General features: G+C 37.7%; 13 protein-coding genes. 9 read left to right on the plus strand and 4 right to left on the minus strand.

The genetic code is table 11. The features are described from left to right. Positions 1-29: 29 nt before the first annotated feature. A complete protein-coding gene (locus tag H6G57_RS26085) occupies positions 30-1,196 on the minus strand; it encodes a GIY-YIG nuclease family protein (RefSeq protein ID WP_190524134.1) in 1,167 nt (388 codons plus the stop codon). Between the two features lie 317 nt (positions 1,197-1,513). On the opposite strand from H6G57_RS26085, the gene H6G57_RS26090 reads away from it, so the two are divergent. The 3 genes from H6G57_RS26090 (at position 1,514) to H6G57_RS26100 (ending at position 4,853) form a co-directional block, all read left to right on the plus strand. Then, positions 1,514-2,308, plus strand: a complete 795-nt coding sequence (locus tag H6G57_RS26090) for an ABC transporter ATP-binding protein (RefSeq protein ID WP_190524137.1) — start codon at positions 1,514-1,516, stop codon at positions 2,306-2,308. 139 nt (positions 2,309-2,447) lie between these two features. Further along, positions 2,448-3,632, plus strand: a complete 1,185-nt coding sequence (locus H6G57_RS26095; RefSeq protein WP_190524141.1) for a CapA family protein — start codon at positions 2,448-2,450, stop codon at positions 3,630-3,632. Positions 3,633-3,734: 102 nt separating this feature from the next. Next, positions 3,735-4,853 (plus strand): RodZ family helix-turn-helix domain-containing protein, encoded by a 1,119-nt coding sequence (locus tag H6G57_RS26100; protein WP_190524143.1) that lies wholly within the window; start codon positions 3,735-3,737, stop codon positions 4,851-4,853. A gap of 17 nt (positions 4,854-4,870) precedes the next feature. Here H6G57_RS26100 and H6G57_RS26105 read toward each other — a convergent pair whose 3' ends face one another. Next, positions 4,871-5,521: a DUF938 domain-containing protein gene (locus tag H6G57_RS26105; RefSeq protein ID WP_190524146.1), complete on the minus strand. Its 651-nt coding sequence runs from the start codon at positions 5,519-5,521 to the stop codon at positions 4,871-4,873. 306 nt (positions 5,522-5,827) lie between these two features. On the opposite strand from H6G57_RS26105, the gene H6G57_RS26110 reads away from it, so the two are divergent. The 4 genes from H6G57_RS26110 to H6G57_RS26125 all read left to right on the plus strand — a co-directional run bounded on the left by H6G57_RS26110 (position 5,828) and on the right by H6G57_RS26125 (position 9,688). After that, positions 5,828-6,103, plus strand: a complete 276-nt coding sequence (locus tag H6G57_RS26110) for a DUF485 domain-containing protein (RefSeq protein WP_190524148.1) — start codon at positions 5,828-5,830, stop codon at positions 6,101-6,103. Between the two features lie 3 nt (positions 6,104-6,106). Then, complete coding sequence (locus tag H6G57_RS26115) at positions 6,107-7,684, plus strand: sodium/solute symporter (RefSeq protein ID WP_190524151.1); 1,578 nt, start codon at positions 6,107-6,109, stop codon at positions 7,682-7,684. Positions 7,685-7,907: 223 nt separating this feature from the next. Further along, positions 7,908-9,095 carry an AAA family ATPase gene (locus H6G57_RS26120; RefSeq protein WP_190524154.1) on the plus strand — a complete coding sequence of 396 codons (1,188 nt, stop codon included), beginning with the start codon at positions 7,908-7,910 and terminating at the stop codon, positions 9,093-9,095. Beyond that, positions 9,092-9,688, plus strand: a complete 597-nt coding sequence (locus H6G57_RS26125; protein ID WP_190524157.1) for a DUF4276 family protein — start codon at positions 9,092-9,094, stop codon at positions 9,686-9,688. Before H6G57_RS26120 ends, H6G57_RS26125 begins: the two co-directional genes overlap by 4 nt. A 42-nt stretch (positions 9,689-9,730) precedes the next feature. Here H6G57_RS26125 and H6G57_RS26130 read toward each other — a convergent pair whose 3' ends face one another. Further along, positions 9,731-12,268: an EAL domain-containing protein gene (locus H6G57_RS26130; RefSeq protein WP_309236058.1), complete on the minus strand. Its 2,538-nt coding sequence runs from the start codon at positions 12,266-12,268 to the stop codon at positions 9,731-9,733. Positions 12,269-12,585: 317 nt separating this feature from the next. On the opposite strand from H6G57_RS26130, the gene dapB reads away from it, so the two are divergent. Beyond that, positions 12,586-13,413, plus strand: coding sequence for a 4-hydroxy-tetrahydrodipicolinate reductase (gene dapB, locus H6G57_RS26135; protein WP_190524160.1), 828 nt, complete (start codon positions 12,586-12,588; stop codon positions 13,411-13,413). A gap of 232 nt (positions 13,414-13,645) precedes the next feature. Continuing rightward, on the plus strand, positions 13,646-14,392 hold the full coding sequence (locus H6G57_RS26140; protein WP_190524163.1) for a phosphate ABC transporter permease: 747 nt from the start codon (positions 13,646-13,648) through the stop codon (positions 14,390-14,392). Between the two features lie 2 nt (positions 14,393-14,394). Here H6G57_RS26140 and hisH read toward each other — a convergent pair whose 3' ends face one another. Beyond that, a complete protein-coding gene (gene hisH, locus H6G57_RS26145) occupies positions 14,395-15,060 on the minus strand; it encodes an imidazole glycerol phosphate synthase subunit HisH (protein WP_190524166.1) in 666 nt (221 codons plus the stop codon). Positions 15,061-15,237: the final 177 nt, after the last annotated feature.

Below are 15,237 nucleotides of genomic sequence, written 5' to 3' on the forward strand. Positions count from 1 at the left end.
CTTGGTGGAAAATTTAAAGATAAGATAATTTAAGGAGAATCATTGATTAATTCAACATTGACACAAAAGCGAATTCCTAATATTTCTTCAAAAGCAGATTCCAGATGAGGGATTTTATCTTGAATCATTTTGAGTAAGGTTCGACTGGTAACACCTACACGGGTACTTTCAGGGCTTAATTCAATTAAACTTCCCTGCTGACGCAATAAAGTTTGGGTTCCTAATGGTCTAATTTGAGTTAAAACTTGATGCCAAATTTCATCTAAACTATCACAAGGAATAAACCCTAATTCTCCTGTATCTCCGTCTTCTTCAATATGAACTAAGCGACAATAACGGGCTTCAAACCCAAATTCTTTTAATTCTTTAAACAGTTCAGGAACCATCCCCGGTAAAGCCCAATATCGTCGAGGTATTTCAATTTCTAAACGAGCATAGGGTTTATCCGTTGTAAAATAAATTCCCAGGGGAACTCCTGCTTCTAATAAGGAGGTATCTACCGTATTTTCTTCCTCGGCGGTAATAGAATATTTGTCTAAACAGCTTTTGAATTGCTCAAATTTAGTTTCATATTCAAACAAGGAAAACCCCACCATAATCACAGTATCACCTAACTGTAAGCAACGTTTTTGTTGGGCAACTCCTAAGCGATAACGAATTAGACTCATGGCGCTATGTCTTAAGGATTGTTCAGTATAAATACTATTTCCATTTAATCCATGAGATTCTAAACGAGATAAAATGCGGGTCATATCTCTTTGAATTGCAACTTTAAATTGAAACAGGTGATCTCGTTCCTGTTGCAATTTTTGATAGTCTTGTTCTAGGTGATTTAATTTTTCTTCTGTATTTTTTAATTTTTGAGTTGCCGATTTTAATTGTTGGGAAAGGGTACTAATTTGGTGATGAGTTTCTTGACGTAGACGAAAATAATCGTGAATTAACCGGGCTGCATATTCAGGAGAATCAAATTCAAACCAATCACTTTGTAAGCGACGATAGGCAAACATTTCATGCAATTTTGTTTCATCTTTTTGAGGATCAGGAGTGCTAAAAACTTCAATGACTTTTAACGCATAGGGAATTTGATCATTAAGAATTTGATTCCGGGTTAATACCTGCAAAGATCTTTCAATTTTAAATCGTTTTGTTCCTTCTGCTTGTAATAGATAGATATTGCTCTCTAACTCTGTCATCTTAATTTAAACCTCATTTATGATCTGAATAGATGGCTTTTATTGTCAAAGGTTAGATTTAATTTTATCTCATTTCTAGGGTATTCAAAATTAGAATAAGTGTTGACAAAAGTTGAGTCTGGTTATCTGATGATCTGTATTGTTAACGAGATCATCAAACTCGATCAAGTCATCTAGCTACTAGGGCTAGGTCATGTTAAACTGCGGAACCAGAACGGGTAAACCAACAGTCATTGCGCTTATCAGCCGAAAATAGCTGTTCATGACTTCATTATAATAGATAAATTGCAGATCAAAACTTTTGTTCAATATAAACCATGATTAAAACCCACTCTATTCATGTTACTTTTAATCAAAAGACGGCTTTAGAAAAACAAGCACTCAGGGATATTAATTTAACAATTCCTGAAGGTCAGTTTATTACTGTTATTGGGAGCAATGGGGCTGGTAAATCAACCTTATTGAATGTTTTAACGGGGGATATTCTTCCGAATGCGGGTAAAGTTTGGATTAATGATCAAGAAGTAACCACTTGGTCAACATCAAAACGAGCGAAATTTGTAGCAAGAGTTTTTCAAAATCCCTTAGCCGGTTCCTGTGCGAATTTAACTGTTGAAGAAAATTTAGCGTTAGCCTATCGTCGAGGATGCTTTAGGGGGTTTCGTTCTGCTTTAAATCATCGCTTACGAGAGGAATTTCGCTGCCGTTTAGCACGGTTAAATTTAGGGTTAGAAAATCGTTTAGGCGATCGCATGGGATTATTATCTGGCGGTCAACGTCAAGCCGTAAGTTTATTAATGTCAACTTTAGCTTCCCATCAAGTTTTACTCCTCGATGAACATACAGCCGCCCTTGATCCTAAAACGGCGAATTATATTCTACAATTAACCCGTGAAATTGTGGCTGAAAACCGATTAACAACCTTAATGGTAACTCATAGTATGCGCCAAGCTTTAGATTTAGGCGATCGCACATTAATGTTACATGAAGGTCAAATTATTTTTGATATTTCTGGTTCAGAACGTCAGGGTTTAACCGTTACCGATTTACTGCATTTATTTGAAGAACAGCAACAGGAGTCTTTAACAGATGATGCCCTTTTATTGGGATAAATTCATCTTTGTGATTAAAAATATGGTAAAATCCCAGAAGATATTTTTAAGGGGAACGATAGTTTTTAACCGCCACAGGGTTAAAGTTGCGATTCATCGGAAATTAAAATAGGATTCAATCATTATTAAGGATGAATTTATGAATTTAGGATTACAACTTCGCTTAATTACTTTCCTATTAACGAGCAGTTTTCTTGTTTTGATAGGGGGTTGCGATCGCAATACAACTCAAACCAAACCATCGGAAGCCGTCGCTGAAGTCACGGCTACTCAACCTCCAAAACCCTATACAAAAGAAGCAGAATTAGTGGCTGTGGGTGATATTATGATGCACGGTGCTCAAATTAAATCCGGTTATAACCCGACTACAAAAACCTATAATTATGATAACTTTTTTACCGAAGTTAAAGGAATTTTATCCTCTGGAGATTGGATTATTGGTAACTTAGAAACAACTTTATCAGGCCCAGAAACGGGGTATACGGGATATCCGTTATTTAACGCTCCAGATCCCTTAGCCGATGCGATTAAAAAAGCTGGGTTTAATATTATTTCTACCACCAATAATCATTCCTTAGATCGAGGCGAAAAAGGGGTTTTAAAAACCTTAGAAAATGTGAAAAAACGGGGTTTAATTCCCATCGGTACAGCGACCTCAGCGAAAGAAGCAGCCAAAATCACTATCGTTGAAAAAAATAATATTTCTATGGCAATTTTAGGCTATAGCTATGGAACAAATGGTATTCCTATTCCCAAAGGTAAAAATTATTTAGTTTCTTTAATTAATCCTCAAAAAATCACCCAAGATATTACTAAAGCTCGTCAAGCTGGGGTTGATTTTGTTACCGTTATTTTACATTTTGGCTTAGAATACCAGCGTCAACCTAGTGCTGAACAAAAAGCCTTAGTTAAACAGTTAGTGAATGCAGGTGCTGATATTATTTTAGGGAGTCATCCTCATGTTGTTCAACCCTATCAAATTATTGAAAAAACAGGGAAATCAGAAAAACCGAAAAAAGCAGTTGTAATTTATTCTATGGGGAATTTTATCTCGAATCAACGGGAAAAATATCGAGATTTGGGGGTAATTTTTAAAGTCAAGGTTTTGAAAAAATTTCCTGATGAAACCACTGAAATTAAAGAGATTAAAGCCATACCCACTTGGGTACATCGCTATCGCCAAGGAGGAAAATATCAGTTTCGTGTCCTTCCGATTGAACAGGTGTTAAAAACTCGTAAACACCCCTTATTATCACCATCGGATTATCAACAGTTAGAAACCGACCTAAAAAATATGAATCGTCATCTCCATTCTTTTCAATAGAAATCCGGTTCCTTCAAGACACTTTCTTCTCCGCATCCGGAATCAGAATCAAACCATAGAAGAAAGAACTCAGATAGGTGGTACTGAGGCGGAGTAGAAAGTATGGAACTAAATCCGGTAACAGGTTTTGGTGTGACAGCACCGACAACAACAGAGGTGTCTCCTGACAGTTTACGCTCTCTGGTGCGTCAAATTGAAGCAGAACTATATTGTAGTGAAGTTTATAATATTGCTTTAAAAAGCTTACAAAAAATGTTAGGACAAGCGGCTAGTAAAGCCGAAATTGTCATTAAAGCGGTGGGACGAGAAGCTATTCAACTCGCTTTAAAACAAATTGCGAAACAAGAAACAGCAATTATCTGTACAACAGAATCTCCTTCGGTGAATGAGTCTATTTCTGTTACCGCCATTTCCTCAGATTATTCCTCCCCATCATCGGTAAAACAAAGTCCAAAAAAAACAAAATCTACTCCTCCCGAAGTTCAGATTTCGGTTGTTTCTCCCCTCGGTTTTATTGCTGGATATCAACCCCCAAATACAACCTCTGAATCCTCAGAAGAAACCTCGACTTCATCTGATATTTCTTCCGGGGACAATACCTCGCAAGTCCAATCTAAACGTCAACCCCTGACTCAAGCTGAAATTAATCAGAAAATTCATCAAAAGCAAAAAATTTATTTACAAGAAATTGGGGAAGAATTGCGAAAAGCGAGAGAATCCTATCACCTGAGTTTACAACAAATGCACTATTTTACTTTAGTTCCCCTGCATCATTTAGAAGCTTTGGAACAGGGAGAACTTGAGCGTTTACCAGAAGATATTTATATTCGAGGGTTTATTTGTCGGGTAGCGAATGCTTTAGGATTAGAAGGTGGGAAAATAGCAGCGTCTTTTCCCTGTTTAGAATTTAGCGGACAGGTTGGACAATATGGGTCTAAAGTCGATGTTGATTCAGAATTTTATCTCAATTCAGTGCATTTATATTTAGGTTATGCCGCTATTTTAGCAGGTTCTATGGGGGGTTTTGCTTGGTTATCTCAACAAAGTGTTCCTGATGTAACCCTTCCCCCTGATATTCAAAATTTATTAGAACAAAAATCGCCCCAATCTCATCGACAAGAATCATCAACTCCTATACCAGGAAGGCAATCAGACCACAATCAAATTCAGATTGGATTAGATTTTTCTCCTCCTGAAATGATGGATGGTGTGAGCGCTTAGTTCTTCTAAATTTTACCCTAAATTTTCTCAAAAATCACCGATAAATTATTAGCGGGCATGGGGATAATTCCTACTAACCGTAAATTTTCTAAGGTTGCTATTTCAACAACTGCTTCTAAATCTCTCACTCCCCATTCTGGGTTAGATAATCGTAACGAGGTATCAAAGATTTCATTACTGGGTGCAGTGTGTTTTCCCTGTTGTTTATAAGCCCCATATAAATATAAAATTCCCCCGGATGGCAAAATTCGATTTGCACCTGCCATTAATCCCAAGCAAGCCGACCAAGGGGAAATATGAATCATATTAATATTAACAATAGCAGTAATGGGGAATTCTGCCAAAGAAAAGGGCAATTTTAAATCGGGATCTTCAACTAACCAAGTTGATTTCTGCACATCTAATTCTAAAGGGGGGAATAAATTATCCGAGGGACAATCAGTTTGCCAAGCTAAAATACTTTCTCGCAACATAGGGTTAACTTCTGAAGGTAGCCATTTGCGGGGTTGCAACTGAGGCGCAAAAAATACAGCGTGTTGTCCTGTTCCACTGGCAATTTCTAAAATTGTTCCTGTGGCTGGAAGTATCTGCTTTAATACCTCTAAAATCGGTTGTTGATTCCGTTCTGTTGCTGGAGCATACTGGCGAGAGTTGTTGGAAATATTCATGAGGGTAATTAGGATTAGAATAGTGAAAGTTGACAATTAAGAGGTTTAGGAGTTGAGTTTACCATTCTGGATAACATTCAACGTCAGTATTTAAGATTTAGTCATTAGACAGAACCCCTAACGAATTTAAAACTGGGTCAAGTGATCCTTTAATCTTCATAAATTAATCGGGTTTCAATCCAAATATCAATAAATGTAAAGTAGATTTTACAAAACTTCATTAAGAAAAGCAAATTCTTTCTCATCCCTGATTCAAAAATAGGTACATCTTCCGATATAATTCCCCTCATGTTCAGGGGAATAAAAATGGACGACAGAGACAAAATATTAACTCAACTCGCCGAGGAACGATGGCGAGTATCTTTGGCTTTAACATTAGCCATGATGTTTATTTACTTCGGATTTATCTTATTAGTGGCCTTCAATAAGTCCTTAATGGGGTCTTTAATTATCCCCGGTTTAAGTTGGGGAATTTTGTTAGGAGCCTTAGTGATTATTTCAGCCTGGGTATTAATTTACTTCTACGTTAGCTGGACTAATAACTATTACGATCGCAAAATTGAAGACCTGATTAAGGATTAAGCCATGTCAACTACTCTTGGACAATTTAACCCCGTCGCTATTGTATTTTTCCTGCTGTTTGTGGTTGCTTCTTTAGGGATTACTTATTGGGCTTCCTCCCACACAAAAAGCGCGGCACAATTTTACACCGCCGGCGGACAAATTAGTGGATTTCAAAACGGTTTAGCCCTCGCTGGCGATTTTATGAGTGCGGCGAGTTTTTTAGGAATAGCAGGTTTAGTCGCCCTGAATGGTTTTGATGGATTAATTTACTCCATTGGCTTTTTAGTTGGGTGGCCAATTGTGATGTTTTTAATTGCTGAACCCCTGCGAAATTTAGGCACCTATACCTTTTCCGATGTAGTTGCCTATCGGATGCGTCAAACCCCGGTGAGAATTGCCTCAGCTATTGGCACTTTATCAGTAGTTAGTTTCTACTTAATTGCCCAAATGGTCGGGGCAGGTAATTTAATTAAATTACTGTTTGGGATGGAATATGAATTAGCCGTGATGATTGTCGGCGGTGTCATGTTAGCCTACGTCATTTTTGGCGGCATGATGGCAACCACCTGGGTACAAATTATCAAGGCTTTTTTGTTATTGGGGGGTGCGATATTATTAACCGTTTTGGTCTTATCAAAATTTGGTTTTAATCCCTTCAATTTATTTGCCGCCGCTGCCCAAAAATATGGGCCGGAAGTATTAGCTCCAGGGAAACAAGTTGCTAATCCTTTAGATGCCATTTCTTTAGGGATGTCTTTAATGTTTGGGACGGCTGGACTCCCGCATATTTTAATGCGTTTCTATACCGTACCCGATGCCAGAGCCGCGCGGAAATCCGTGATGTATGCCAGTTGGTTTATTGGCTTCTTTTATCTGCTAACCTTTATCCTCGGTTTTGGGGCGATGACCTTATTAGGTCGAGAACAAATTCAAGCCATTGATAAAGGGGGAAATATGGCAGCCCCGATGTTAGCAGAAGTTTTAGGAGGGAACGTTTTATTAGGGTTTATTGCGGCGGTTTCTTTTGCCACCATTTTAGCAGTTGTGGCGGGATTAACCCTTTCCGGTGCGGCAGCTTTATCCCATGATTTATGGGTGAATGTGGTGCGCGGAGGTTCGGCGGATGAAACCGAACAATTGAAAGTTGCTAGGGCCGCCACGATGTTTTTAGGGGCTTTAGCAATTGTTTTGGGAATCGTTTTTAAAGGACAAAATGTTGCCTATATGGTGGGTTTAGCCTTTGCGATCGCAGCGAGTGGTAATTTCCCGGCTTTATTGATGTCAATTTTATGGCGACGATTTACCACAAATGGTGCGGTTGCGAGTATGATTACCGGAACACTGACTTCTTTGTTTTTGATTTATTTGTCTCCCACCATTCAAATCGATTTACTCAAACATACAGAAGCCATTTTTCCGCTTAAAAACCCGGGTTTAATCACCATTCCGTTATCATTTGCCGTAGGAATTATTGTTTCTTTGCTAAAAAGCGATCGCCAAGCTTTTACCAAATTTGCAGAAGTTGAGCAATTGATTCATATTAGCGATTTACAATTTCCCTCTACCTTACCCGCCAAGGATATCGATGTAGAATTGTAAAAAACAACGATTGAGAAAAAGTTAGTAATTGCCTTTTTGTAGAGATTGATAAAAAGGCAATTACTTTTTGATATAGCAGGGAATAGCGAATACCGCAGGAAAAGAGTTCTCTGTTTAACGTGAGTTCGATGGGTTGCGATCGCATAACGATTGGGTAAAAATGAGGAATGGGGAATAATATATAATAGATCACTATGAGTCAAGTTACTTGTAAAATATAATTATGCAAATTACCAGTATCAAAATTAAAAACTATCGAGTTTTTGAAGATTTGAGAGTCGAGAATATCCCCCCTTTTTGTGTATTAATCGGTGCTAATGGTACCGGTAAATCAACTTTGTTTGATATTTTTGGTTTTTTGCAAGATGCTTTAAAAAATAACATTCGTCAAGCTCTCCAAATTCGAGGCGGTTACAGAGAAGTTGTTACCAGAGGCAAAGAAAAAGAAGATATAAAAATAGAGCTACAATTTCAGATGAATCTTTTAGGTAAAAAACGACTTTTTACTTATATATTGATTATTGGACAAGAAAATCGAAAACCCGTGATCCAAAGAGAAATATTGCTTTATGAACGCGGTGAATATGGCTCTCCCTATAAGTTACTTAATTTTAGTAAAGGTAAAGGTTATGCGATCACCAATGAAGAAAATTTTAGTCAACCCGATGAAGAATTACAAAGAGAAGAACAACAACTACAATCCAATGATATTTTAGCTATTAAAGGATTAGGACAATTTCAACGTTTTCAAGCCGCTAGTGCTTTTCGTTCCCTGATCGAAAATTGGCACGTTTGCGACTTCCATATTAGCAGATCATGGGGCAGTAAAGATTCACTTTATGCTGAACATCTTTCTCCCACTGGGGATAATCTAGCGATAGTTGCACAATATCTCTATCAAGAATATCCTAAAATTTTCCAAACCATTTTAACCAAAATGAAAGAAAGAGTCCCCGGCATTTCTACAGTAGAAGCAAAAAATACAGAAGACGGTAGATTAATTTTAAAATTTCAAGATGAAGCATTTAAAGATCCATTTATTGATCGTTATGTATCTGATGGCACAATGAAAATGTTTGCCTATTTAATTTTACTTTTTGATCCTAAACCTCACCCTTTACTTTGCGTTGAAGAACCAGAAAACCATTTATATCCCACTCTTTTAACCGAACTTGCTGAAGAATTTGCGAGTTATGCGAATAGAGGAGGACAAGTTTTTGTTTCTACCCATTCCCCTGACTTTTTAAATGCCGTTTCTTTAGACAGTATATTTTGGCTAATCAAAGAAAAAGGGATCACTAAAATGTCTAAAGCCTCAGATCACGAAATCCTCAGAAAATTAGTAGCAGAAGGAGATTTACCTGGCTATTTATGGAATCAAGGTTGGTTTAAAGGAGTTGCACCTTCATGAGTTATGACTTAATTTTTTTATTAGAAGAACCTTCGCTGAAAAATGTTTTAGAAGAAATCTTACCAAAAATCATTCCTGAGCAAATTTCATTTATTTGTATTGCTCATCAAGGTAAACAAGACTTAGCTAAATCTATTCCTATTAAAATTAGAGCTTTCAATAATATTAGCCCCAATACTCAATTTATCATAGTTCATGACCAAGATTCTCATGATTGCCAAAAACTTAAGGCTGAATTGTTACAAATTTGTCAAACGGCTGGACAAAATACCCCAATGATTAGGATTATTTGTCATGAACTAGAATCATGGTTTTTAGGCGATTTAGTGGCGGTAGAAAAAGCCTATAATCTTAAACCTAATAGTTTGAGTCAACAACAAAATAAGAGAAAATACCGTAATCCTGATCAACTTAACTGTGCTAAACAGGAACTCAAAAATTTAGTCCCAGAATATTACTCAGCTACTCACTCAAAACAAATCGCTCCTTATCTATCTCTAACCGATAATAAATCTAAAAGTTTTCAGGTTTTTATGCAAGGCATCAAAATGTTATTAGAAACCCAAATTATCAGAACACAAAAAAGTATGTGATCATGTTTTGGTAACTGCTATAGAGCGATCGCATCTAGCGTCCTAACTGTCTTGATGGTTGCTATCCCATTGAGGATGAGACTCTACAAAAGCGGTCACAATATCGGCAGGAACAGGTTTAAGAAAGAAATACCCTTGAGCATATTCACAACCGAGGGAACGTAATTGTGCCAGTTGATAAGCGGTTTCTACTCCTTCAGCCACAACATCTTTATTTAACGCATGAGCTAACCGAATAATCGTGCGAACAATGGCTAAATTTTCTCCGCCTTCATCCACTTCCATTTGTCCAACAAAAGAGCGATCAATTTTAATTGTATCAATGGGAAATCGAGGTAAATAACTTAAGGAAGAAAACCCGGTTCCAAAATCATCAATACTCAATTTTAATCCTAAAGACTTTAATTTTTTTAATAGATTAATGGTAGCATCTACATCATCCATAATCACACTTTCTGTAATTTCCAATCTTAATCCAGTGGGATTAATTTGAGATTGTTGAATAATCTCTTGAATTTGTTCAATTAAATCTTGTTGAACAAACTGTCTAGCCGATAAATTAACCCCTAAAATTAATTCAGGTTGCCAATGAAATTGCTCTTGCCATAGTTTTAATTGATAACAGGCTTCTTGAATTGCCCATTTCCCCATCGGGACAATTAATCCTGTCTCTTTTGCAACTGCTATAAACCCTTCTGGGGTGATTAATCCTTCTTCGGGATGTTGCCAACGAATTAAAGCTTCAAACCCAACAATTTGTCCTGAATTTAAGGAAACAACGGGTTGATAATATAAAACAAATTCTTGACGTTCTAAGGCTAATCTTAAACTGGTTTCTAATTTTAACTGTTCAATTCCATTAACGTGCATGGTCTGTTCAAAAACTTGAATCATACCTTTGCCTAAACTTCTAGCACGATACATCGCAGTATGGGCATTTCTTAATAAATACTCTGCCCTATTTTCAGCCGTTTCACTTAAAGCAATGCCAATGCTTAAGCTCATGAAGATATCATGATGATTTAATTGAAACGGAGAGAGCAAGGCGTTGTGAATACGTTCGGCTACAAATACTGCATTTTGAGGAGGTTTTAATTGTTCAATTAAAATGGCAAATTCATCTCCTCCTAAACGAGCAATCAGATCTTGATTTCTCAAACAAATTTTCATCCGTTCTACCATTTCAATTAAGAGTTGATTTCCCGCTTGATATCCTAAACTATCGTTAATTCGCTTAAATCGATCAATATTTAAAAATAGAACAGCACATTGAGATTGAGACTGTTTTGTTTTTGAAATCGCCCATCCCACTCGGTCTAAAAATAAGGTACGGTTGGGGAGTTGGGTTAAAGAATCATGCAAAGAATTGTGAATTTGTTTATAGGCAATAATTCCAGTTCCCGCTAAAAATAAGGAAAAAAGAGGAGCAATAATAGGAACCCAAGCATTTAATAAAAACAGTCCGTAGCTGGTTCCCAATAAACTCAAAATTCCCCCCATTAAAGCTAACCCTTGATGGAGAGGATGACGAATCCGCCACATGGATATTCCGCCCACCATTGCCCAAATTCCAATCCATACTATTTCTAAATATTGAGGTAAGAATACAAATAAATTAGAACGGGGAACGAGAATTTGAGAACCTAGAATTAAATAAGGTTTTTGAGAGGGATTATTCAAGGCAGCATTAATAATCTGGCTCACCATTTGACCATGAATTAATACCCCAGGCATTTTAAAATTCTCGGCAGCTTTAATACTATAAGGCGTTAAAAAAGCATCGGGAATACTAGGGGCTGTTGTTCCAATTAAAATGACTTTATTTTTAACCCAATCTGGGTTAACTTGATTTGATAAAACTTCAGTGATACTCACAATGCGGGCAACTTCTGGAGCTCGATAATTCAGCAGGATTTGATAACCTCGATCATCAATATTTCCATAACCTCCATCTCCTGATTTCAAAGCAAAAAATGTCGTTTTTCCCAGTTCCATATATTCACGATGACGGCTATTATTTTTAGGTTCAATTCCATGATTTTTTAAGTAAGTTAAAGCCATCTGTAAAGAAAAGGCAAAAACTGTTTGATCATCTTGACCACTGGCAAATAATAATTGCCGACGCACCACCCCATCAGCATCTAAAACTAAATCATTAAATCCAATCCGTTCTCGCTCAATTCCTGGGGGAGGTGGAACACTCGGATTTTTAGAATTTCCGATTTTCGTAATCACAATTACATTATCCGCTTTTAACTGCTTTAATAACTCTTTACCCCCCGGTTCTTGCGGTAAATCTCGATATAAATCTAACCCAATAACATCAGGTTGATGTTGCTGAAGTTTGGCAAAAACCTGTGCTAAAACTTGATCTGTAAGAGGCCATTTTTTTTGAGATTGAATATCCTCTTCGGTAATCGCAACAATTAATAAATTAGGGTCGGGTTCGGGAATGGGTCGCAAACAAACGAAGGCATCAAACATCCTTAATTCAAAGGATTCTAACCCTCCTAATTTTTGACATCCCACCACAAACAAGGTGACAATTAAACTGGTTAATAAAGCTGGGGATAACCGCACTGAGGTTGGTAAGATGTTGCCTTTGTCCCTAAGCATCCCAGACACCTGATGGCGCATCTTAACCCAAGATTCGAGAAAACTGAGCTTTCGAGAAAACATGAATTCAAGGTAAAATACAATAAGAAACCATTTTAAGTAAATTCCTCTTTTGGGTATAATTTACAGGAAATCTTTTCTATCACTGGAAATTCTGGGTTCGGTGTATTCTAAACAAAGCTCATCTTTTATAGTTCACACCCTTATTCCCTCCCTATTCTAATTTCCTTTGGAACAACTTCTCAATTTTATCGTTGTATTTAAGGCTAATCCGTGCTGGTATGACTAATTCACTTCCGATTCCTGTGATTGTTAATGGTGCTGGTGGAAAAATGGGCCGCGAGGTGATTAAAGCGGTGGCGGCTTCCCCTGATATGACCTTGTTAGGGGCGATTGATCATAACCCCGCTTATCTCGAACAAGATGCTGGAACTTTAGCGGGGATTGATCCCTTGGAAGTTCCGATTATGAATGATCGCGAAGGACTTTTAGCCATGGCCGCCCAGGAAAAACAACTGGGGGTCATGGTGGATTTTACCCATCCTGATTCAGTGTATGACAATATTCGGGCTGCGATCGCCTATGGAGTGCGTCCGGTTGTGGGAACAACGGGGTTAAGTCCGACCCAAATTCAGGAATTAGCGGAATTTGCTGATAAAGCCAGTACCGGTTGTTTACTCATTCCCAATTTTTCCATTGGAATGGTATTGTTACAACAGGCAGCAATCTCAGCATCTCGCTATTTTGATCACGTTGAAATTATTGAATTACATCATAATCAAAAAGCCGATGCACCCAGTGGAACAGCAGTACAAACGGCGCAATTATTAGCAGAATTAGGGAAAACTTATAATGTTCCCTTAGTTAAAGAAACGGAAAAATTAACCGGAGCCAGAGGAGCCGAAGCCGGAGAAGGAATTCGGATTCATAGTGTCCGTTTACCGGGGTTAATTGCTCATCAAGAAGTGATTTTTGGGGCGGCGGGTCAAATTTATACCTTGCGTCATGATACCAGCGATCGCTCTTGTTATATGCCCGGAGTTCTCTTAGCCATTCGCAAAGTTGTACAACTCAAAACCTTTGTTTATGGGCTAGAAAAAATTTTATAATGGGCAATAGGGAATGGGCAATGGACAACAGAGTAAGAAGCGAAGATATAGAATCTTCAGTTAACGAAGATCCCCTAGGGAACTAGGATGGTTATTGCTCTTATCATCAAGATTGAAATATAAACCCCTATAGCCTATTCCCTTAAATCACTGATTAGAACACTTAAAAAATAAATGATCATTACCCATTACCCGTTCGTAATTCTCCATTCGTAATTCGTAATTAAAAAAAATGCTTGTTCCTATAACTCGTCAAACTTTTGAAGACTTAATTCCAGCCGCTGCGACGGGTGAACAGTACAAATATTGTTGGGGAAAACCCAGAGATTTTCTAAAACGATTATTAGTTTCTGCGGTTTGTTTAGCCGTTTGGATTTTTCTGGAATATAACGTCGAAGGTGATGCGCTGAAAATCCTAGTGTTAATTGCTGGAATTATCTCCTGTTTATATTGGTTATGGATGCCTGTTTGGGAAGCGAGTTGGCGGAATGCTAAATATCGAAAATATCCCTATGCTGGATTTTTACAGGGAGAAATTCTCGATTTTTATATTAGTGAAGCCGTGACGGAACAACAGGAATCGGTCAATAAACGGGGAGAATTGATTATTATTGAAAACTTAGAACGCCGAATTAATGTTGAAGTCGGGGATGAAACCGGGTTTACAACCTTAATTCAAGCGCCTTTAAATCGCAATCACAAACGGTTGCGTCGGGGTCAAGTTGCCCAAATGGTGGTCATGTCTTATTTAGATGATTTAAGCGAAATTAATGAAGTTTCTGATATCTATATTCCCAGCCAAAATCTTTGGGTAAGTGACTATCCTTATGTCCGTCGAGATATTTTTCAAGAAATTAGTCGCCGTTTCCAATCTCGTCGTGCCCCGAAAAAAGCACCTCCTTCCTCTAAAACGTCCGCTATTGAACGCTATGATCCAACGAACCGTTATCAGCAAAGGTATGATGATTCAGAACCCTAAACTTAAATTTTAGGGGGTATAGAACTCCCCACTAAAGGTAAAGTTTGATTCTGAACTAATTCAACAAAATTATCTAAAATTTTAAGTCCAGCAGTTGAGGATTTTTCGGGGTGAAATTGTACCGCCATGAGGTTATTTTGACCAATAGCCGCCGTGACAATTTGACTCCCATGTTGAATGGTGGCGGCGGTTAAATTCTGATCTGTGGGATCAACATAATAAGAATGAACAAAATAAACCCAAGGTTCTGAACCAATGGTTTTCCACAACGGTAAATTCGGTTGTGTTAAACACAGTTGATTCCAACCCATGTGGGGAATGGTTAATCCCGGTTCTGACTTGAAGCGTCGCACTGTTCCAGGGAATATTCCTAAACCGGGTTCTTGACCTTCTTCTGAAGATTCAAACAGAATTTGTAAGCCTAAACAAATCCCTAAAAACGGAACACCCGAATCAATCACATCTTGAATGGGTTCTACTAAGTAACGCGATCGCAAATGTTGCATGGCGGGGTCAAAGGAACCCACTCCGGGTAAGACAACTGCATCTGCGTGTTTAATTTCTGTTGCTGAGTCAGTGACGTGGGGGTGTGCACCCGCTTTTTCCAAGCCTTTACAAACGGAGTGCAAATTCCCCATATCGTAGTCAATAACGGCGATCACAGACATTGATTGCTGTCCTTATCCTGTGGGTTAAAATAATTCTAATTTTACCATAACTATCAACATCTGTTTTCAGATGTGAGAAATTATAAAGCTTCATTTCCCACTTTTCGGGCTGCCTAGTTTTTACTTTCCCTATACTATAGTGATAAAAGAAGGATTAGAAAGTAATTTAAATTAATA

It is taken from the genome of Planktothrix sp. FACHB-1365 (genome assembly GCF_014697575.1).
GTDB lineage: Bacteria > Cyanobacteriota > Cyanobacteriia > Cyanobacteriales > Microcoleaceae > Planktothrix.